This window comes from Pseudomonas sp. 86_A (assembly GCF_017491705.1).
Taxonomy (GTDB): Bacteria; Pseudomonadota; Gammaproteobacteria; order Pseudomonadales; family Pseudomonadaceae; genus Aquipseudomonas; species Aquipseudomonas koreensis.
On sequence record NZ_JAFGYS010000022.1, the window covers coordinates 24,320 to 43,031 of the forward strand.

Sequence of the window (18,712 nt, forward strand, 5' to 3'; positions counted from 1 at the left end):
CCATGGAGCGTTGCGATGAGCCCAGCTGAACCGGTCACAGGTTTGATTCTTTCCGGCGGCGGGGCTCGGGCGGCGTATCAGGTGGGGGTGCTGGCGGCGATTGCCGAATTGCTGCCCTTGGGGGCGGACAATCCGTTTCCGGTGATCGTCGGCACCTCGGCCGGGGCGATCAACGCGGTCAGCCTGGCCAGTGGCGCCACTGACTTTCGCGCCGCCATCGAACGCCTCACACTGTTCTGGCAGGGCTTTCGCAGCCATCGGGTGTTGCGCAGCGACTGGCCCGGGGTGATCCGTCAGGCCAGCCGCTTTGTCAGTCACAGCTTGCTCGGCATCGGTCGCCAATTGCCGGTGGCGCTGCTCAACAGTTCGCCGCTGCGCGACCTGCTCAATGAAAAACTGCACATGCCGGGCATCGCCGAATCCATCGCGCGCAAGCAATTGCATGCGGTGGCGGTGACCGCGTTCGGCTACGAGTCGGGGCAGGCGGTGACGTTCTATCAGGGCGGCGGCAAGATCGATGCGTGGCTGCGCCATCGGCGAATCGGCGTGCCGGCGCAGTTGTCGGTGGACCACCTGCTCGCCAGTTCGGCGATCCCGTTGCTGTTTGCGCCAGTGAAAATCGGTGAGGAATATTTCGGTGACGGCGCTGTGCGGCAATCGGCACCGATCAGCCCGGCGCTGCATCTGGGCGCGAGCCGGGTGCTGGTGGTGGGCGTGAGCGGCAACCCGCGCGGTTTCGATCCACAGCAGCCGCTGGAGCGCGCTTACACAGGGCAGCAGCCGACGCTGGCGCAGATCGGCGGGCACATGCTCAACAGCACGTTCATTGACAGCCTGGAGAGCGACATCGAGTTGCTGCAGCGCCTGAACCAGTTCAGTCACCTGATGCCCGAGGGCGTACCGACGCGCGAACTGGGCGTGGCACCGGTTGAGGTGCTGGTGATTGCGCCGAGTCAGCCGATCGATGAAATCGCGGCACGGCATCGCCAGGAATTGCCGGCGGCGCTGCGCTTGTTCTTGCGCGGACCGGGGGCGACCAAGACCAGTGGGGCAGGGGTGTTGAGTTATCTGCTGTTCGAAGCGGGGTATTGCAGCGAGCTGATTGACCTGGGACGACGCGATGCGTTGGCCAAGCGCGAGGAACTGTGCCGGTTTTTGGGGTTAACTTCTTAAAGGCAAAAGATCGCAGCCTGCGGCAGCTCCTACATTGGAATGCGCTATCCCTGCAGGAGCTGGCGAAGCCTGCGATCTTTTGATCTTTATCAGAAGTGGAACTTCACCAGGAAGCTGGTCACGTTCTGATTGGTGGTGAAGCCACGGGTGTCGTCGATCCCGTACTTGTCTTTCCAGTAGTCGTATTCAACACCGACGTACAGTTGCTTCTCGCCGAAATGCAGGGCCTTGCCCAGGTCGTATTTGACCTGTGGGTTGAAGTGCAGGTTGGCGTGGTATTCGCCTTTGCTGTTGACGTCGTTGTCGACGACCCAGTCCATGTAGCCGTCGATCAGCACGTTCGAGCTGCCAACCGGGATGGTGTAGGACCAGACCGGGGTGATCTGCCAGACGTTGTCACCCGGGCGCGAGCCTTCGGTGTGGCGCTGGTAGAAGTTCAGCTGGAAGTAGTCGAAACCCGGGATCGCCAGGTCGAAGCCTGGACCGATCAGGTAGGACTCGACGTCGCCTTCACCGAACTCGTAAGTCATCGCCAGCAGCACGTCTTTGATCGGGCCGAATTCGAGCTTCTGGTCCAGCACCTTGCCCAGCGAGATGCGCGGCTGGAACTCACCGTAATAGGTGTTGTTGCCGACGCCGCCATCTGGCTTGCCGTTGTAGAAGATCTTGTCGACGAACAGGAAGTTATCCCCGTACTTCCAGGCGTCGGCGTGCTCGAAGGTGACGGTCTGCTGGATCGCCGGGTTGACCTTGAAATCTTTGCCGTAAAGGTAGGTCAGGCTGTTGTTCTGCCATTGCAGCAGGCCATCGGCCATGGCCTCGCCGCCGGCCAACATCGATCCCGCGAGCATCAGGCTGGTGCACATACGTTTCATTCGGTTGCTCCCAAAGTAGGTGTTCCACGTTTATTTTTTTAAGATCGGCGCTCTGGTGTGGCGCCTTTTTTCGTTGCTGCAAAAGTCATCCGACCGGTCAGCTTTGATGCTGTTAGCAAGAGCTGAGCCAAGGCTTTCGAAAAGCAAAAAAACGCCCGTTCGGCTGCTGAAAAACAGTCGATTGCGCGTGTTTTCGGGATGCCTCGGTACTGACCGGGGCCGGGATAAGTTGGCCCGTTGGTCAGGAATTAAATTCGGGCTTTTTTTTAGACCGAATTCAAGAGGCCGCGGAGAATACTGACTCCTCGGCCAGGTCTCAAGTGCCCCGCAACAGAGCACCGACGACAGGTATGGGGCACGGTTGCGGGCCATCTTAGAAGTGCACCTTCACCAGCAGGCTGGCGGTGTTCTGGTTGGTGTCGAGGTTATGGCTGCTTTCGACCCCGTACTTGTTCTTCCAGTAGCTGTACTCGGTGCCGACGTACAGTTGCTTGTGGCTCCAGCCCAAGGCTTTGCCCAGGTCGTATTTGATCTGCGGGTTGATGTGCAGATTGGCGTGGTAGGTGCCGCGCGAGTTCTGGTCGTTGTCGACAACCCAGTCCAGATAGCCATCGATCAGCAGGTCGGAATTGCCCAGCGGCACGCTGTACGACCAGCCCGGGGTGATCTGCCATACGCCGTCACCGGGGCGCGGGCCTTCGGTCTGGCGGCGGAAGATGTTCAGGGTCACGTAGTTGAAGCCGGGCACCTTGAGGTCGAAACCGGGGCCGATCAGGTAGGCCTCGCTGTCGCCCTCGCCGTACTCGTAGGTCATCGCCAGCAGCACGTCCTTGATCGGGCCGAACTCGATTTTCTGGTCGAAGATCTTGCCGAACGACAAGCGCGGGGTGAATTCGCCGTAGAAGGTGTGCGGGCCTTTGTTGCGGTCTTCCTGACCGTTGTAGAAGATCTTGTCGACGAACAGAAAGTTGTCGCCGTACTTCCACTTGTCGGCGTGCTCGAACGTCACCGTCTGCTGGATCGACGGATTGATCGCGAAGTTCTTGCCGTACAGATAGCTCAGGCTGTTGGTCTGCCACAGCAATAAATCGCCGGCCATGGCCTGACTCGCGGCCAGCAGGCCGCCACTCAACAGAACGTTGGTTTGCGTGCGAATCATCTGTTGCTCCCTCTTGTTTTTATTTTTAAGGCGCAGAGCTGTTTCCCTTTGTAGGAGTGAGCCTGCTCGCGATGGCGTTCTTTCAGTCAACTCAAGTGTTGAATGTCATACCGCTATCGCGAGCAGGCTCACTCCTACAGGGTTAAATCGGTGTTGCTGTTAATGCTGATGCGCGTGACAGTCGTTGATCGCTGCGCGCTCGGCGCCGCCGAGGATGTTGAACAGCAGGTTCAGCGTCAGTGCGCTGAGCGTGGCCATGGCGATGCCGCTGTGGGTGATCGGGCTCATCCACATCGGCAGATGCGCGAAGAACTCCGGACGCACCACCGGGATCAGGCCCATGCCGATGCTCACTGCCACCAGCAACTGGTTGCGCCGGTCACCAATGTCGGCTTCCTGGAGGATCTTGATCCCGGTCGCGGCAACCATGCCGAACATCGCAATCGCCGCGCCACCCAACACCGCCGGTGGAATCGACGCCACCAGGAACGCCGCTTTCGGCAGCAGGCTAAGGACGATCAGCAGGCCACCGGCGACGATGGTCACCGAGCGGCAGCGCACGCCGGTCATCTGTACCAGGCCGATGTTCTGCGCGAACGAGGAGTGAGTGAAGGTGTTGAAGAAACCGGCCACGAACGAGGCGCCGGCATCGCACAGCAGGCCGCGTCGCAGCATCCGTGGGCAGACTTCCTGGCCGGTGATCTTGCCCAGCGCGAGGAACATCCCGGTGGACTCGACGAAAATGATCACCACCACCAGGCACATCGACAGGATCGGTGCGAGTTCGAATTTCGGCATGCCGAAGTGCAGTGGCGTGACGAACTGAATCCATGGCGCGTTGGCCATGCCGCTCAGGTCGACCATGCCGATCGCGCCGCAGAGCACGTAGCCGATGCACATGCCGATCAGTACGGAAATGTTGACCCAGAAACCGCGCATGAAGCGATGGATCAGCAGAATAGTCGCCAGCACCAGGGCGGCGATGGCCAGATAAACCGGTGAACCGAATTGCGCTGCGGCGGCACCGCCACCGGCCCAGTTCACGGCCACGGGGAACAGCGACAGACCGATCGAGGTGATGACCGTGCCGGTTACCAGCGGCGGGAAGAAGCGCACGACCTTGGACATGAACGGCGCGATGAGCATGCCGAAGAATCCGGCAGCGATTGTTGCGCCGAAGATCCCTTGCAGACCGATACCGGGCATGCCGGCCATGGCGACCATGCTGCCGACCGCGGCAAAACTGGCGCCCATCATCACCGGCATGCGGATGCCCATCGGGCCGATACCCAGCGACTGGACAATGGTGGCGACGCCAGCGACCAGCAGGTCGGCGTTGATCAGGAAGGCGATTTCTTCACGACTCAGGCCAGCGGCCTGTCCGATGATCAGCGGCACCGCGATGGCACCGCCGTACATCAGCAGAACATGTTGCAAACCGACCAGGATCAGTTGCAAAAGGGGCAAACGCTGAATGGCGGGTGCGTCGGGGATGCGCGCTTTGGACAGCTCGGACATGCAACACCTCGGATCTTTTTATTCTTGTGATTGAACAGCTGCCGGGTGGCTCACAGCTGTCCTTTTGCATCATTCATAGTTGTGGCTGCAGAGCTTGTTTGTGGCGAGGGAGCTTGCTCCCGCCGGGGCGCGAAGCGGCCCCTTCTCTTCAAGAGGAAGGCCTGCTGCGCAGTCCAGCGGGAGCAAGCTCCCTCGCCACAAAAGCCTGCTTTTACACAGGCTTTTGTCTGGCTCAGTTGGTCTGTGCTCCCTGGGCGATCCAGGCACCGATCAGGTCACGTTCCTGCTGGGTCATCTGGGTGATGTTGCCCAGTGGCATGATCTGTGTGGTGATGGCTTGCGCCTGGATCCGCGCCGCGTTCTGGCGGATCTGCTCGGGGGTGTCGAACATCACACCGGCGGGCGCCGCACTGAACAGCGGGCTGGTTGGTTTGGCCGAATGGCAAACCGCGCAGCGTTCCTGGATCACGTTGTGCACCTTGTCGAACGCAGGACCGGCGTTGGACGCTTGCGCCGGTGCCGCAGCAGGGGCAGCCGGAGCGGCTGGCGCTGCAGGTGCCGCCGCTTCAGCCGGTTTCGCGCCACCGCCCAGTGCCGTTTCCGGCAGCGGCTGGTAGTCGATTTTCGCAGGCGCCTTGGCCACGTCCGGCGCGGTCGGCATCGGCGCAGGGCCGGTGACGTACGCCAGGGTGATCATGCCCACCGCTGCCACCGGCAGGGTCCAGGCAAACTTGTGGCTGTCGTGACGGGTGTTGAAGTAGTGACGCACCAACACCGCCAACACCGCGATCCCGGCCAGGATCAGCCAGTTGTACTGGCTGCCGTAAGTGCTCGGAAAGTGGTTGCTGATCATGATGAACAGCACCGGCAGGGTGAAGTAGTTGTTGTGACGCGAACGCAGCAGGCCCTTGGCTGGCAGCGCCGGGTCCGGCGTGCGGTTCTCGGCGATGGCCGCGACCAGTGCACGCTGCGCCGGCATGATGATGCGGAACACGTTGCCGACCATGATGGTGCCGATGATCGCGCCGACGTGCAGGTACGCACCGCGACCGCTGAACACTTTGCTGAAGCCATACGCCGCGCCGATGATCAGCACGAACAGGATGAAACCGAGCAGGGCGGGTTTCTTGCCCAGTGCCGAATCGCAGAGGAAGTCGTAGATGAACCAGCCGGCGATCAACGAACCGATGCCGATGGCCACGCCTTCAGGACCGGTCAGGCCGCTGCCGGGTGCCACGAGGTAGAGCACGGGGTTGGAGTAGAACACCACGCACAGCAGCGCGATCCCCGACATCCAGGTGAAGTAGGCTTCCCATTTGAACCAGTGCAGGTTCTCCGGCATCGACGGTGGGGCCAGTTTATATTTTTCCAGGTGATAGATACCGCCGCCGTGGATCGCCCACAGATCACCGGCCAGGCCGGTTTTCGGGTTGACGCGGTTGAGGTTGTTCTCCAGCCAGACGAAGTAGAACGACGCGCCGATCCAGGCCACGCCAGTGATCATGTGAACCCAGCGCACGCTCAGGTTCAGCCATTCCAACAGATGTGCTTCCACAGTCTTTACCTCTCGCCTGTCACTCTTGTTGTCGAGTGATCAGACCTTCTCTTATTGGTGGGGGGCGAGGATCAAACGCTCATCCTCTTTGAAAAAATGCTCATCGCAGTTATTGCCTGTGCCACTGCGATCAACCACCAGGAAGTCATCCCGCTTTTCGATCGTCAGCACCGGGTGGTGCCAGACGCCGCGATGGTAATTGATGCCCTGCCTGCCGTTGGTGACGAAGGCGCGGACCAAGCCTGATACAGGTACATCGCCAAGTGGCGCGACCACGATCAGAAAGGGGTTGCCGAGCAGCGGAATGAAAGCCTGGCTGCCCAGCGGATGGCGTTCCAGCATGCTCACGGTCAGCGGCATGTCCTGCGCGTCGGCGCGGAAGATGCTGATGATCGCGTTGTCCTCAGGCGTAGCGGTTTCGACCGTCGCCAGTTTGTGGAAGCGCATGGTCGAACCGTTGTTGATCATGAAGTGATCGCTGCCGTCGGTTTCGATCACGTCACCGAAGGGGGCGAAGGCTTCTTTGGTCAGCGGTTCAATCTGTAGTGTGCGCATGCTGTTCTTCTTATCCGGATTCTGTGTTGACTGTTCTGACGCTTTCGCGAGCAGGCTCGCTCCCACCCTTGGAATGCAATCCCCTGTGGGAGCGAGCCTGCTCGCGAATGGCTTCACTGCTTATTTAGCGACCTTGCCGAGAACGCGCAGGCGACTCACACCCCCATCCGGGAACACATTCAGGCGGATGTGGGTGATCGGGCCCAGTGCCTTGATCTGCTCGACGAAGGTGTGTTCGGCGTGCATTTCCAGCTTCTGGCTCGGCAGCAGTTCACGCCAGAACAGCGACTGGGTTTCGATCTGGCTGTCGGTGCCGCCCTTGACGAACGCGCCTTGGATCGAGCAGGTGTCCGGGTAGTTGCCCTTGAAGTGCAGGGTGTCGACGATGATTTTTTCGATCTCGCCCGGGTGGCCCAGTGCGACGATCACCCAATCATTGCCTGGCGTGCGACGACGTGCGGTTTCCCAGCCATCGCCCATGTTGATGCCACGGCCCGGGTTGAGGATGTTGCTCATGCGACCGAAGTGTTCGTCGGAGCAGGCGAGGGCGCGGCCACCGTTGAGGGCAGCAGCCAGGTCGACCTGTTCGTTGTCGCCAACAGCGGACCAGTCGCGGAACGGAATGCCGTACACGCGCAGACGGGCCACACCGCCATCCGGGTAGATGTTGAAGCGCAGGTGGCTGAAGGCTTTGTCGTTGCTGATTTCGTGGTAGTGGTGGCTGTTGCCCTGCAGCTCGACGGCCGACAGCACTTCAGTCCACTGGGTGTTTTCGTCCGGCTCGCCCGAGGCCAGGAAGCACGCTTCCAGCGAGGCCGATGGCGGGAAGTTGCCGGTGAAGAATGAAGTGTCGATGTCCACGCCCTTGATCGAGCCCGGTACGCCCAGGCGGATCACCGCGCTGTCGTAGCCTTCAAAGCGCTTGCGACGCGATTCCCAGCCGTCCATCCACTTGCCGTTGTCGTCGAACACACCCTCCTTCCACACGGCCGGGGTCGGCTGAAACAGACGATTGGCGTCTGCGAACCAGTCATCGGTGACCGAGATGATTTTGGTGCCCAGACGGGCATCGGCCAGGTTGACGAACTTCTCGAAAGGTACGGCGTAAGCTTTCATTCTTCTTGTCTGCCTTTAATAAGTTGGCTGGGGATGCTTGCAAGACCCTGGGTGCTCTCCGCGTCTGATGCACTCGGGTCAGGCTTCGCTAAAGAGTCAGTAAACGGAACAGGGCGATCTTGTTGATCTCCGCCAGCGCGCATTTGAATTCGGTGTCGACCGAGTTGTGAATGCGCGTTTCGAACGCCGCGAGGATCTGATGCCGGTTGCTGCCTTTTACCGCCATGATGAAGGGAAACTTGAACTTCGCCTTGTAGGCGTCGTTCAGCTCGGTGAAGCGCTGGAACTCTTCGGCCGTGCATTGGTGAATACCGGCGCCCGCCTGTTCATTGGTGCTGGCTTCGGTCAGTTGGCCCTGGACGGCAGCTTTGCCGGCCAGGTCCGGGTGAGCATTGATCAATGCCAGCTGACTGGCGTGATCGGCGCTCAACAGGATGTCGCTCATGCGCTGGTGCAGGGTTTCGATCTCGTCGATCGACGCGTCCGCGCCCAGGTCATAGGCCTTCTCGGCCACCCATGGCGAATGTTCGTAGATGTCAGCGAAGGCTTTGACGAAGGCGTCGCGGCTCAGGCTCGACGGTTGCAGGGTTTGAAAGCGGCTCATTTGGCGGCCCCTTGGTACGGGTGGGTTTCGTGCCAGTGGCGCGCGATGTCGACGCGACGGCTGAACCACACCTGTTCATGACTTTTGGCGTATTCGATAAAGCGCTTGAGCGAAGCGAGGCGAGCCGGACGGCCGATCAGGCGGCAGTGCAGGCCGATCGAGAGCATCTTCGGCGCTTCGGCACCTTCGGCGTAGAGCACGTCGAACGCGTCTTTGAGGTATTCGAAGAAATCGTCGCCCTTGTTGAAACCCTGAACTTGCGTGAAGCGCATGTCGTTGGTGTCGAGGGTGTACGGGATCACCAGGTGCGGCTTGCCGGTCGGGTTGTTCGGTTCCCAGTAGGGCAGGTCGTCGTCGTAGGTGTCGCAGTCGTAGAGGAAACCGCCTTCTTCCATCACCAGGCGCCGGGTGTTCGGGCCGGTGCGGCCGGTGTACCAGCCCAATGGGCGTTCGCCGGTGAGTTCGGTGAGGATGCGGATCGCTTCGAGCATGTGCTCGCGCTCCTGCGCCTCGTCCATGTACTGGTAGTCGATCCAGCGGTAGCCGTGGCTGCAGATCTCGTGACCGGCTTCGACCATCGCACGGATCACATCCGGATGGCGCTGAGCGGCCATGGCTACGGCGAAGATGGTCAGCGGAATGTCGAATTCCTTGAACAGCTTGAGGATCCGCCAGACGCCGGCACGGCTGCCATACTCGTAAAGCGATTCCATGCTCATGTTGCGCGCGCCTTGCAGTGGCTGGGCGGCAACCATCTCGGAGAGGAAGGCTTCGGATTCTTTGTCACCGTGCAGAATATTGCGCTCGCCGCCTTCTTCGTAGTTGAGCACGAAGGACAGGGCGATGCGGGCATTGCCCGGCCAGTGTGGGTGAGGAGGGTTACTGCCGTAACCGATCAGGTCGCGTGGGTAGTCAGCGCTCACTGCAGTCTTCCTTCTTATTCGTTGACAGAGGGTGTGGCGGCCTGGCGGTGAGTAAGCAGGCTGGCGTCACAGCGATGGGCTGATTGTATACAACTTTATTCGCAATTTGTAAGCCTGAATTTTCGCATTTTTCACCGACTGTCATCTTTTGCTGTTAATGGCGTGAGCCTGCAAGAAACCTGCCTGATCAGTCAGCTAATGGATCGCAGGTTCAATAGCCAGGCACTTAGGGGGCAGATCAAGGGTAAACACCCGAATGGCGGGGGTGATGCGAAAAATGTCGTTTTTATTGTGTACAATTTTTTTGAAAAGTGTCTTAATCAATCGCTCGCCGCAGCTTTTCGTGCTCCGAATCGGTGCGGTCTCCTTTTTACCTGACTTCGGGAGGCGCGAAGTCTGACTGCTCTTTGCGGCCAGGCGCGCAGAATCAATGGGACGTTTGACAACACACGTTTTGGACGCTGCACACGGTTGCCCGGGCAGCTCGATCAAGGTCGAGCTGTACCGCGTTGAAGGTTCGCACCTGGAATTGGTCGCCAGTGCGATTACCAACAGCGATGGCCGGGTCGATGCGCCGCTGCTGCAAGGCGATGACTACCGCACCGGGGTCTATCAAGTGCAGTTCCACGCCGGCGATTACTACCGCGCCCGTGGCGTTCAGCTACCGGAACCGGCGTTCCTCGATGTGGTGGTGCTGCGGTTCGGCATCAACGCTGAACAGGATCACTACCACGTGCCGTTGCTGATCTCGCCTTACAGCTATTCCACCTATCGGGGCAGCTGACCCCCAAGCAGCTGCCCCCACCGGGAAGCGACTGCGCATATAGCTTCTTTGGTCTTTCGCCCGCTCACACTGCGGGCTTTTTTTCGACCCTGAAAAAGTGGTGTCTGGTCTGACGCCATCGCTGGCAAGCCAGCTCCCACAGTGTCCGGGCCGTACACAAAAAATGTGAGCACCCCTGAACCTGTGGGAGATGGCTTGCCAGCGACGCTTTTAACGGCTCAACAGCGACGCAGCGCCGGCACCACTGAACAACCCGGCACTCACCCGGTTGAACCAGCTCTGCCCCTTGCCGCTACGCAGATACCGCGCCGCGCCATGCGCGCCCAGTCCGTAAGCCAGTTTGCAGCACAGGTCGAGCACCACCCAAGTCGCAATCATGATCAGCAACTGCGGCAGGAACGGCTGTTGCGCGCTGAGGAACTGCGGCAGAAACGCGGCGAAGAACAGGATGTCTTTCGGATTGCTCGCACCCAATACGAAGGCGCGCCCAAACAGGGTGCGGAATCGCGGCACCGGTGCGGCTTGCGGCACTTCGGCGCCTACCGACGGCTGACGCGATTGCTGCCAGCTCTGCCAGGCGAGGTAAAACAGGTACAGCGCGCCGACGATTTTCAAGGCGCTGAACAGCTGCTCCGACGCCAGCAGCAGGGCGCCGAGGCCCAGCGCCGACGCGCTGAGCAGGCAGATCGAGGCGATCACGCCGCCAAGAAACGCCGGGTACGAACGGCGCAAACCGTAGTTCAGGCTGTTGCTGATCATCAGCAATGACAGCGGCCCGGGAATCAGGATCACCACCAATGCAGCGCCGCTGAACAGCAGCCAGGTCTCCAGACTCATCACTTTCCTCCTCTTTTTGTTGTACTCAAGAATGTGCAAAAGCCCCACCCGCGAGGGTGAGGCTGTTTTGACGCTTGAACCGCGTGGCGCTTACAAGAAGATGAACTTGGCGATGAAGATCGCGCAGAGCACCCACAGGCTGACCGAAATTTCCTTGTACTTGCCGGTACCGGCCTTCAACGCCACGTAGGTGATGAAGCCCAGCGCGATGCCGTCGGCGACCGAGAAGGTCAACGGCATCATGATCGCGGTGACGATCGCCGGAATGGCATCAGTGGCTTCGTCCCACTCGATATGGGCCATGCCGCCCATCATCAGCATCGCTACATAAATCAGCGCACCGGCGGTGGCGTAAGCGGGAATCATGCCGGCCAGCGGTGCGAAAAACATCGCGGCTATAAATAGCACACCTACGGTGACTGCGGTAAGACCAGTCCGACCACCAGCGGCCACACCGGCGGCACTTTCCACGTAGCTTGTCACTGGAGGCACACCGACCACGGCGCCGAAGACGCTGGAGGCACTGTCGGCTTTCATGGCGCGGGAGAGGTTTTCGATGCGGCCGTCAGCGTTGACCAGATTGGCGCGCTGGGCGACGCCCATCAGGGTGCCGGCGGTGTCGAACATGTGCACGAAGAGGAAGGCCAGGACCACGCTGATCATGCTGACGTTGAACACGCCTGCGACATTCATCGCCATGAAGGTCGGCGCCAGGCTTGGCGGGGTCGACATGATCCCTTCGTAGTGCACGATGCCCAGGCCCCAACCGGTCAGGGTCACGGTGATGATGCTGATGAGGATCGCACCGAACACCTTGTGGTAGCTGAGGATCGCGATCATCAGGAAGCAGATCGCAGCGAGCAACGGGCCGGGTTCACGCAGGGAGCCGAGCTTGATCAGGGTGGCCGGGCTGTCGACGACGATGCCCGCGGTTTTCAGGCCGATCAGGCCGAGGAACAGACCGACACCGGCGCCCATCGCAAAGCGCAGGCTGACCGGAATGCTGTTGAGCAGCCATTCGCGAATGCGCGAGAAGGTCAGGATCATGAACAGCACACCGGAGACAAACACCGCACCGAGCGCGGTTTCCCAGTTGTAGCCCATGGTGCCGACCACGGTGTAGGTGAAGAAGGCGTTGAGCCCCATGCCCGGTGCCAGACCCACCGGCCAGTTGGCGTACAGGCCCATCAGCAGGCAGCCGAGTGCGGCGGCGATGCAGGTGGCGACGAAGGCTGCACCGTGATCGATCCCGGCATCGGCCATAATGTTCGGGTTGACGAAGATGATGTAAGCCATGGTGATGAAGGTTGTCAGACCGGCAATCAGCTCGGTCTTCACCGTGGTGCCATGCAAGCTGAGTTTAAAGATGCGCTCCAGCACGCCCGTGCGTAAGGGCGGCGAGAGTTCCAGCGTCGATGCTTCGGATTTGCGGCTTTCCACAGCGAGTACTCCTCAAGAGTTTTATTGTTATTTCCAGGGCCGGACCCATGAGGGGTGGCAGCAGCCCTTTGAGGCATACGCGAATTTGTTGACCATGCGGTCAGGAACTCGCACGCAGTGGATTATGCTTTTGTGTACAAATAAAGCAAATATTGTTTTTGGTTTTGTTTACGAAAGCTCCATTGATAGGGATATATCGCATGCGCCGGCCCATTCGCTGGCAAGCCAGCTCCCACAGAAATTGCTTCGTTCTTCACATCGGATCACACGGCTGACCATTGTGGGAGCTGGCTTGCCAGCGATGAGGCCAGATCAATCAGTCGAGAACCGTTTGACTGTTCCCCAGCGCCATATTCACCGCCAACCACCCATTCACCGCCGCCTCCCCAGCCTCGGCAAACACTCGCTCAAGCAATTTCACCTGCTCACGGCGTAACGCCTGCTCGAACTTCGCACCCTCGGCGGTCAGTTCAAGCAGGCGCTTACGCTTGTCCGCTTCCGACGCCACGCTGTCCACCAGGTGCATTTCCTGCAACTGGCGCAGCGGCATGTTCAGCGCCTGTTTGCTCACGCCGAGCAATCCCAGTAATTCCTTCACACTCAAATTCGGATAGCGCGCGATGAAAAACACGATCCGCTGATGCACCCGAGACAGGCCGCGACGCTCGAGCATTTCATCGGCCTTGGCGGTGAACGCCTGATAGCCGAAGAAAAACGCTTCCATCGCCTGTTGCTGGCTAGTGGGGTTTTTAAGGTCAAGCATATTGACGTACTCGCTCAAGCTGTCGTAGTTTCGGTCAACCAGTTTGACTCATTTTTCCCAAGCCTCGCTACCGGTGACTCCCATGGCTTTTTCCGAACGTGTCTCGCGCCTTAAAAGTTCTCTGATCCGTGAAATCCTCGCCGCCGCCCAGCGCCCGGAAGTGATGTCGTTCGCCGGCGGCTTGCCCGCCGAATCCATGCTGCCCAACGTTGAATGGGCCGACATGCCGCTATCGATCGGCCAATACGGCATGAGCGAAGGCGAGCCGGCATTGCGTGAAGCGCTGGCGGCGGAGGCGCGGGCGTTGGGGCTGGAATGCGCGGCGAGTCAGGTGCTGGTGGTCAGCGGCTCCCAGCAGACCCTGGATCTGGCGGCCAAGTTGTACATCGACCAAGGCACCGAAATCCTGCTGGAAGCACCGACGTACCTGGCCGCGTTGCAGATCTTCCAGCTGTTTGGCGCCGATTGCCTGACTGTGCCGCAAGAGGCCGACGGCCCGAATCTGGCCCAGCTGCGCAGCCGTCTTGAACAGCATCGTCCGGCGTTCATCTACCTGATCCCGACGTTCCAGAACCCGTCCGCCGTGCGCTACAGCGAAGCCAAGCGCGCTGCAGTCGCCGCGCTGCTGGACGAGTTCGGCGTGACCCTGATCGAAGACGAGCCCTACCGCGAACTGACCTTCGACGGCGGCAGCGCCAAACCGATTGCCGGGCGCCTGAAAAAAGCCAGCTGGATCTACACCGGTACCGTGTCGAAAACCTTGCTGCCGGGGTTGCGTGTCGGCTACCTGATCGCCAGTCCGGACCTGTTCCCACACCTGCTCAAACTCAAGCAGTCGGCGGATCTGCACACCAACCGCATCGGTCAGTGGCAGGCGCTGCAATGGATCGGTACGGCAAAATATCAGCAGCACTTGAGCGAGCTGCGCGGCTTCTACCGTCAGCGTCGCGATGCCTTTCAATCGGCACTGGAAACCCATTTTTCTGATCTGGCGGACTGGAACATGCCGCAGGGCGGGCTGTTTTTCTGGCTGACGCTCAAGCAACCGCTGGATACGCGCACCTTGCTCAACGAGGCGTTGGCCAACGATGTAGCGTTCATGCCGGGCGAGCCGTTTTTTCCCGATCCCGATCGAAACCTCGGGCATTTGCGTTTGAATTTCAGCCACATCGACCCGGCGCGGCTGGATGAAGGACTGAAGCGGTTGGCGGCGGTGGTGCGGCAGGCGCAAATAGACAAAGCAGCCTGAAAATAAAAAAACCGGCTCGAGGGCCGGTTTATTTTTGTCTGGGATTTATGGTGCCCTCAGGTGCCTCATCGCGAGCAGGCTCACTCCTACAGGAGAACGCATTCCAATTGTAGGAGTGAGCCTGCTCGCGATAGGACCTTCAGAGGCACCATAAGAACATCAGACCGCCGCAAACCGCTTATCCAGATAATCAATGATCACCTTGGACTCATACATCCACGTCGTCTGCCCATTCTCTTCGATGCGCAGGCACGGCACTTTGATCTTGCCGCCCTGGTCCAGCAGCGTCTGGCGATCCTGTTCGTTGTTCTTCGCGTCCTTCAGCGCTACCGGCACATTCAGGCGACGCAGCGTGCGGCGGGTCTTCACGCAGAACGGGCAGGCGTGGAACTGATACAGGGTCAGGCTTTTGGCGGCGGCGTTGACCTGGGCCTGGGTTTCGGCCGGGCGTTGTTTCTTGCCCGGGCGGGTGATGAAGTCGATGAAGATGATCAGTTGGCCAAGGCCGACACGAAGCGCTTTTACGAACACGTTGAAAGCCTCACGGTACAAATGGAGAAAGGCGCGCAGCTTACCCGATTTTTCGTGGGCGAAAAAAAACCGGCGATCAACGCCGGTTTTTTTCTGCAGCCGATTACTTGATCAGGCTGAGGAACTCGCTGCGAGTCGCCGCGTTTTCGCGGAACTCGCCGAGCATCACCGAAGTGATCATCGACGAATTCTGCTTCTCCACACCGCGCATCATCATGCACATGTGCTTGGCCTCGATCACCACGGCAACGCCCAGCGCGCCGGTGACTTGCTGCACAGCGTCAGCGATCTGGCGGCTGAGGTTTTCCTGGATCTGCAGGCGACGGGCGTACATGTCGACGATCCGTGCGACCTTCGACAGGCCCAGCACTTTGCCGCTCGGGATGTACGCGACGTGCGCCTTGCCGATGAACGGCAGCAGGTGGTGTTCGCACAACGAGTAGAGCTCGATGTCCTTGACCAGCACCATTTCGCTGTTGTCGGAGCTGAACAGGGCACCGTTGGTGACCTCTTCGAGCGTCTGTTCATAACCGCGGCAGAGGTACTGCATGGCTTTGGCGGCACGCTTTGGCGTGTCGAGCAGGCCCTCGCGGGACACGTCCTCGCCCAGTTGGCCGAGAATCGCGGTGTAATTCTGTTCCAGGGACATGAAACTACCTGTGGGGATTTTCGCAAAGGGCAAGGGTACGGTGGCGGACACAACCCTGCAAGTTCGGTGTTACGCGATTATTCGTCGCGGCCTTCCATCATGGTGCGTTTGAGCATCACGTAAACCGCGCCGGCACCGCCATGTCTGGCCTGGCAGGAGCAGAAACCGAGCACTTGCGGGTGCTGGCGTAGCCAAGTGTTGACGTGGCTTTTGATCATCGGCCGCTTGCCGTCCAGGCGCACGGCCTTGCCGTGGGTGACGCGTACGCAGCGGATTTCGAATTTGGTCGCCTCGGCGAGGAAGGCCCAGAGGGTCTCGCGGGCTTTTTCGACGTTCATGCCGTGCAGGTCGAGGCTGCCTTCGAACGGGATCTGGCCGACTTTGAGCTTGCGCATCTGGCTTTCCTGCACCCCGTCGCGGGCCCACATCAACTCGTCTTCAGGGCCGACGTCGATCACGAACTGATCGGACAGGCCATCCACGGTCGCGGTGTCGGTGCGCACGGTGGCGGATTGGCGCAGCTTGGCGATCTGGGCGCGGTCAGCCTTGGGTTTGCCGGTGTCGGCGCGGTCGTGCTTGATCGGCTTGACGCCTTGAATCGCACTTTTGAACAGGGAAAAATCGTCGTCTTGCATGTCAGCCTCCGCGAAGGGCGGCCAGTTTACCCAAGTCGAAACAAAACGGCCCGGCAAAAAGCCAGGCCGTCGTGTCAGTCGTGTTTTTTCATCAGGTGCGGGGACATGTTCAGTTCCCGCGATTGCCGGGCGCGACGCCGGCAACGACGCCACAGCGCCACGCCGAAATACAGGAACAGCAAACCGACCGCCAGAATGATCGCCGAACCCATCGGCGTGGCGTTCAGGTCGCCGAGCGCCGGTGGGCGCCCCAGCAGGCTGGCGGCCCCGGCCATCGCCAGCAGCACACCGAACGTCGCCAGAATGGCGGCGATCGCTGCGCCGAATCGAAAACGCCAGTTGCTTTGGCCTTTGGGCCGCAAGCGGCGTGCGTCAAATCCATCGGATAACTTCATTCCGACCTTCCTCAATGGGTATCGGCCCTTCGACCGGGAGTTGACCGGGTTGTTCCTGAGGCTAAGGCAATTGAAGCAAATGCGAGGCTTTTGCGGATGAGCGGCGCCGTGAGCCGCTCATCAGAGCAGATCAGATCAGGTCTTGAGTCAGCGCGAGGGTGGCGAAGTTGTCGGCCATGATCGCCATTTCCGCTTCCTGCACCACGGCGGCGCTGAGCACACGGCCCTTGAACGGCAGATCGCGGGTGGCGCAGGCGTCTTCGACCAGGGTGCAACGGAAGCCCAGGTTCTTCGCCGCGCGCACGGTGGTGCTGACGCTGGAATGGCTCATGAAACCGCAGACGATCAGGTCCAGCGAACCCAGATTCTGCAGACGGTCCAGCAGTTCGGTGCCGTGGAAAGCGCTCGGCAGCAGTTTGCCGATGATGGTCTCGTCACCCTGTGGCTCAAGGCCGGGGATGAACTCGCCGCGTTCGCCCTGTGGGTCGAACAGGCCACCGACGGTGCCGAGATGACGCACGTGCACGATCGGCCGACCGGCTGCACGGGCCGCGGCGACCAGTTGTTTGATGTTCGCGACGGCCGCGTCCATGCCGCTCAGGGCCAGCGGGCCACTGAGATACTCTTTCTGGGCATCGATGATGACCACGGTGGCATGGCTCAGTGTGGCCGCTGCGTAACCGCGACCGCTGAGTTGAAACATCGTTTTTGGAACGGACATTCGGGGCTCCTTGGGGTGGGGCTTTTGCGGCATTGTCCTCTGGCTGAGCGGTTCTGTGAACCGCTACCATCGTAGGCAGCGTCGTTATTGGCCTGCAGCCTTGTCAAGTTACACGTTCTGTTCAATGGCCGATGCAAAAATCAGAAACTTCCTACTGTCGCCGCCGAATGTTTCCCGCGTCGTCGTGACGCGTTTTGGCTGGTAGAATCGCCAGTCGTTTTTTCTGGAGTTCTGCCCCGTGATCACTTCCCGACTTCGTACCCTGCGCGACCACATCCGTTGGGCCGTCAGCCGCTTCCATGGGGAGGATCTGTTTTTCGGCCATGGCACCGACAACGCCTGGGATGAAGCCCGGCAGCTGGTGCTCGGTGCGTTGCACCTGCCATGGGAAATCGCCGACAGCTACCTCGACTGCGCGCTGGAAGACGACGAACTGGTCAACCTGCAACGCCTGCTCAAGCGCCGTATCGAGGAACGCATCCCGACGGCTTACCTGCTCGGTGAAGCGTGGTTCTGCGGCATGTCGTTCATCGTCGATGAGCGCGTGCTGATCCCGCGTTCGCCGATTGGCGAACTGATCGAAAACCGCTTCGCCCCGTGGATTGGCGACGAGCCGGCACGCATTCTCGACCTGTGCACCGGTTCCGGCTGCATCGGTATCGCCTGCGCCTACGAGTTCCAGAACGCCGAAGTGGTGCTGGCGGACCTGTCGTTCGAAGCGCTGGAAGTCGCCAACCAGAACATCGAGCGCCATGGTGTCGATGAGCGCGTGTATACCGTGCAGGGCGATGGTTTTGATGGGTTGCCGGGGCAGCGTTTCGACCTGATCGTGTCGAACCCGCCGTACGTCGATGCGGAAGATTTCGCTGACATGCCGGATGAATACCAGCACGAACCGGAGCTGGGCCTGGCCTGCGGCGACGACGGCCTGAACCTGGTGCGGCGGATGCTCGCCGAAGCGGCGGATCACCTGACCGAGAAGGGTTTGCTGATTGTTGAAGTGGGCAACAGCCAGGTGCACGTTGAAGCGCTGTACCCGGAAGTCGACTTCGCCTGGCTCGATTTCGAGCGTGGCGGGCATGGCGTGTTCATGCTGACGGCGGAGCAGTGCCGCAACCATCAGGCGCTGTTCGCCTCCCGCGTCTGACCTCACTGACTTCTGTGGCGAGGGAGCTTGCTCCCGCTGGGGCGCGAAGCGGCCCTGTTTTTTATCTCAAGAAGCAGGGGCCT

At 60.3% G+C, this 18,712-nt stretch carries 20 protein-coding genes; 4 read left to right on the forward strand and 16 right to left on the reverse strand.

Annotated elements, in window-relative coordinates; all coding sequences use genetic code 11:
* Positions 1 to 15: 15 nt before the first annotated feature.
* Positions 16 to 1,173: a patatin-like phospholipase family protein gene (locus J5M57_RS26320; protein ID WP_207850090.1), complete on the forward strand. Its 1,158-nt coding sequence runs from the start codon at positions 16 to 18 to the stop codon at positions 1,171 to 1,173.
* 89 nt (positions 1,174 to 1,262) lie between these two features.
* Here J5M57_RS26320 and J5M57_RS26325 read toward each other — a convergent pair whose 3' ends face one another.
* The 8 genes from J5M57_RS26325 to puuE form a co-directional block, all read right to left on the reverse strand.
* Positions 1,263 to 2,048, reverse strand: coding sequence for an outer membrane protein OmpK (locus J5M57_RS26325; protein ID WP_064586702.1), 786 nt, complete (start codon positions 2,046 to 2,048; stop codon positions 1,263 to 1,265).
* Positions 2,049 to 2,421: 373 nt separating this feature from the next.
* Entirely contained in the window at positions 2,422 to 3,207 is a 786-nt protein-coding gene (locus tag J5M57_RS26330) for an outer membrane protein OmpK (protein WP_064586703.1), read from the reverse strand.
* A gap of 159 nt (positions 3,208 to 3,366) precedes the next feature.
* Positions 3,367 to 4,725 (reverse strand): nucleobase:cation symporter-2 family protein, encoded by a 1,359-nt coding sequence (locus J5M57_RS26335; protein ID WP_207850091.1) that lies wholly within the window; start codon positions 4,723 to 4,725, stop codon positions 3,367 to 3,369.
* 232 nt (positions 4,726 to 4,957) lie between these two features.
* Positions 4,958 to 6,280, reverse strand: a complete 1,323-nt coding sequence (locus tag J5M57_RS26340; protein ID WP_169840892.1) for a urate hydroxylase PuuD — start codon at positions 6,278 to 6,280, stop codon at positions 4,958 to 4,960.
* Between the two features lie 51 nt (positions 6,281 to 6,331).
* Positions 6,332 to 6,835 (reverse strand): ureidoglycolate lyase, encoded by a 504-nt coding sequence (locus J5M57_RS26345; RefSeq protein WP_041068829.1) that lies wholly within the window; start codon positions 6,833 to 6,835, stop codon positions 6,332 to 6,334.
* Between the two features lie 120 nt (positions 6,836 to 6,955).
* The gene (gene alc / locus J5M57_RS26350) at positions 6,956 to 7,951 is read right to left on the reverse strand and encodes an allantoicase (RefSeq protein ID WP_007960036.1); all 996 of its coding nucleotides are present in this window, start codon (positions 7,949 to 7,951) and stop codon (positions 6,956 to 6,958) included.
* Positions 7,952 to 8,039: 88 nt separating this feature from the next.
* The gene (gene uraD, locus J5M57_RS26355; RefSeq protein ID WP_007913979.1) at positions 8,040 to 8,555 is read right to left on the reverse strand and encodes a 2-oxo-4-hydroxy-4-carboxy-5-ureidoimidazoline decarboxylase; all 516 of its coding nucleotides are present in this window, start codon (positions 8,553 to 8,555) and stop codon (positions 8,040 to 8,042) included.
* Complete coding sequence (gene puuE / locus J5M57_RS26360; RefSeq protein WP_039769896.1) at positions 8,552 to 9,478, reverse strand: allantoinase PuuE; 927 nt, start codon at positions 9,476 to 9,478, stop codon at positions 8,552 to 8,554. The genes uraD and puuE overlap by 4 nt, the downstream gene beginning before the upstream one ends.
* Before the next feature lie 430 nt (positions 9,479 to 9,908).
* On the opposite strand from puuE, the gene uraH reads away from it, so the two are divergent.
* Positions 9,909 to 10,262: a hydroxyisourate hydrolase gene (gene uraH / locus J5M57_RS26365; RefSeq protein ID WP_056853839.1), complete on the forward strand. Its 354-nt coding sequence runs from the start codon at positions 9,909 to 9,911 to the stop codon at positions 10,260 to 10,262.
* 210 nt (positions 10,263 to 10,472) lie between these two features.
* Here uraH and J5M57_RS26370 read toward each other — a convergent pair whose 3' ends face one another.
* The 3 genes from J5M57_RS26370 to J5M57_RS26380 form a co-directional block, all read right to left on the reverse strand.
* Positions 10,473 to 11,099, reverse strand: coding sequence for a LysE family translocator (locus J5M57_RS26370; RefSeq protein ID WP_064586707.1), 627 nt, complete (start codon positions 11,097 to 11,099; stop codon positions 10,473 to 10,475).
* Between the two features lie 90 nt (positions 11,100 to 11,189).
* Positions 11,190 to 12,539: an NCS2 family permease gene (locus J5M57_RS26375; RefSeq protein ID WP_207850092.1), complete on the reverse strand. Its 1,350-nt coding sequence runs from the start codon at positions 12,537 to 12,539 to the stop codon at positions 11,190 to 11,192.
* 316 nt (positions 12,540 to 12,855) lie between these two features.
* Positions 12,856 to 13,302, reverse strand: a complete 447-nt coding sequence (locus tag J5M57_RS26380) for a MarR family transcriptional regulator (protein ID WP_169840891.1) — start codon at positions 13,300 to 13,302, stop codon at positions 12,856 to 12,858.
* Between the two features lie 82 nt (positions 13,303 to 13,384).
* On the opposite strand from J5M57_RS26380, the gene J5M57_RS26385 reads away from it, so the two are divergent.
* On the forward strand, positions 13,385 to 14,551 hold the full coding sequence (locus J5M57_RS26385; protein ID WP_169840890.1) for a PLP-dependent aminotransferase family protein: 1,167 nt from the start codon (positions 13,385 to 13,387) through the stop codon (positions 14,549 to 14,551).
* Positions 14,552 to 14,710: 159 nt separating this feature from the next.
* Here the strand turns inward: J5M57_RS26385 and J5M57_RS26390 are convergent, their stop codons facing one another.
* The 5 genes from J5M57_RS26390 to J5M57_RS26410 all read right to left on the reverse strand — a co-directional run bounded on the left by J5M57_RS26390 (position 14,711) and on the right by J5M57_RS26410 (position 17,482).
* Positions 14,711 to 15,082 (reverse strand): glutathione S-transferase N-terminal domain-containing protein, encoded by a 372-nt coding sequence (locus J5M57_RS26390; RefSeq protein ID WP_064589969.1) that lies wholly within the window; start codon positions 15,080 to 15,082, stop codon positions 14,711 to 14,713.
* A gap of 103 nt (positions 15,083 to 15,185) precedes the next feature.
* On the reverse strand, positions 15,186 to 15,731 hold the full coding sequence (gene folE / locus J5M57_RS26395; RefSeq protein ID WP_003204506.1) for a GTP cyclohydrolase I FolE: 546 nt from the start codon (positions 15,729 to 15,731) through the stop codon (positions 15,186 to 15,188).
* Between the two features lie 77 nt (positions 15,732 to 15,808).
* The gene (locus J5M57_RS26400; protein ID WP_207850093.1) at positions 15,809 to 16,366 is read right to left on the reverse strand and encodes a Smr/MutS family protein; all 558 of its coding nucleotides are present in this window, start codon (positions 16,364 to 16,366) and stop codon (positions 15,809 to 15,811) included.
* 74 nt (positions 16,367 to 16,440) lie between these two features.
* Positions 16,441 to 16,761 carry a hypothetical protein gene (locus J5M57_RS26405; protein WP_007914024.1) on the reverse strand — a complete coding sequence of 107 codons (321 nt, stop codon included), beginning with the start codon at positions 16,759 to 16,761 and terminating at the stop codon, positions 16,441 to 16,443.
* 130 nt (positions 16,762 to 16,891) lie between these two features.
* The gene (locus J5M57_RS26410) at positions 16,892 to 17,482 is read right to left on the reverse strand and encodes a cysteine hydrolase family protein (protein WP_003223193.1); all 591 of its coding nucleotides are present in this window, start codon (positions 17,480 to 17,482) and stop codon (positions 16,892 to 16,894) included.
* A gap of 238 nt (positions 17,483 to 17,720) precedes the next feature.
* On the opposite strand from J5M57_RS26410, the gene prmB reads away from it, so the two are divergent.
* Complete coding sequence (prmB, locus tag J5M57_RS26415) at positions 17,721 to 18,629, forward strand: 50S ribosomal protein L3 N(5)-glutamine methyltransferase (protein WP_064586711.1); 909 nt, start codon at positions 17,721 to 17,723, stop codon at positions 18,627 to 18,629.
* The last annotated feature ends 83 nt before the right edge of the window (positions 18,630 to 18,712 follow it).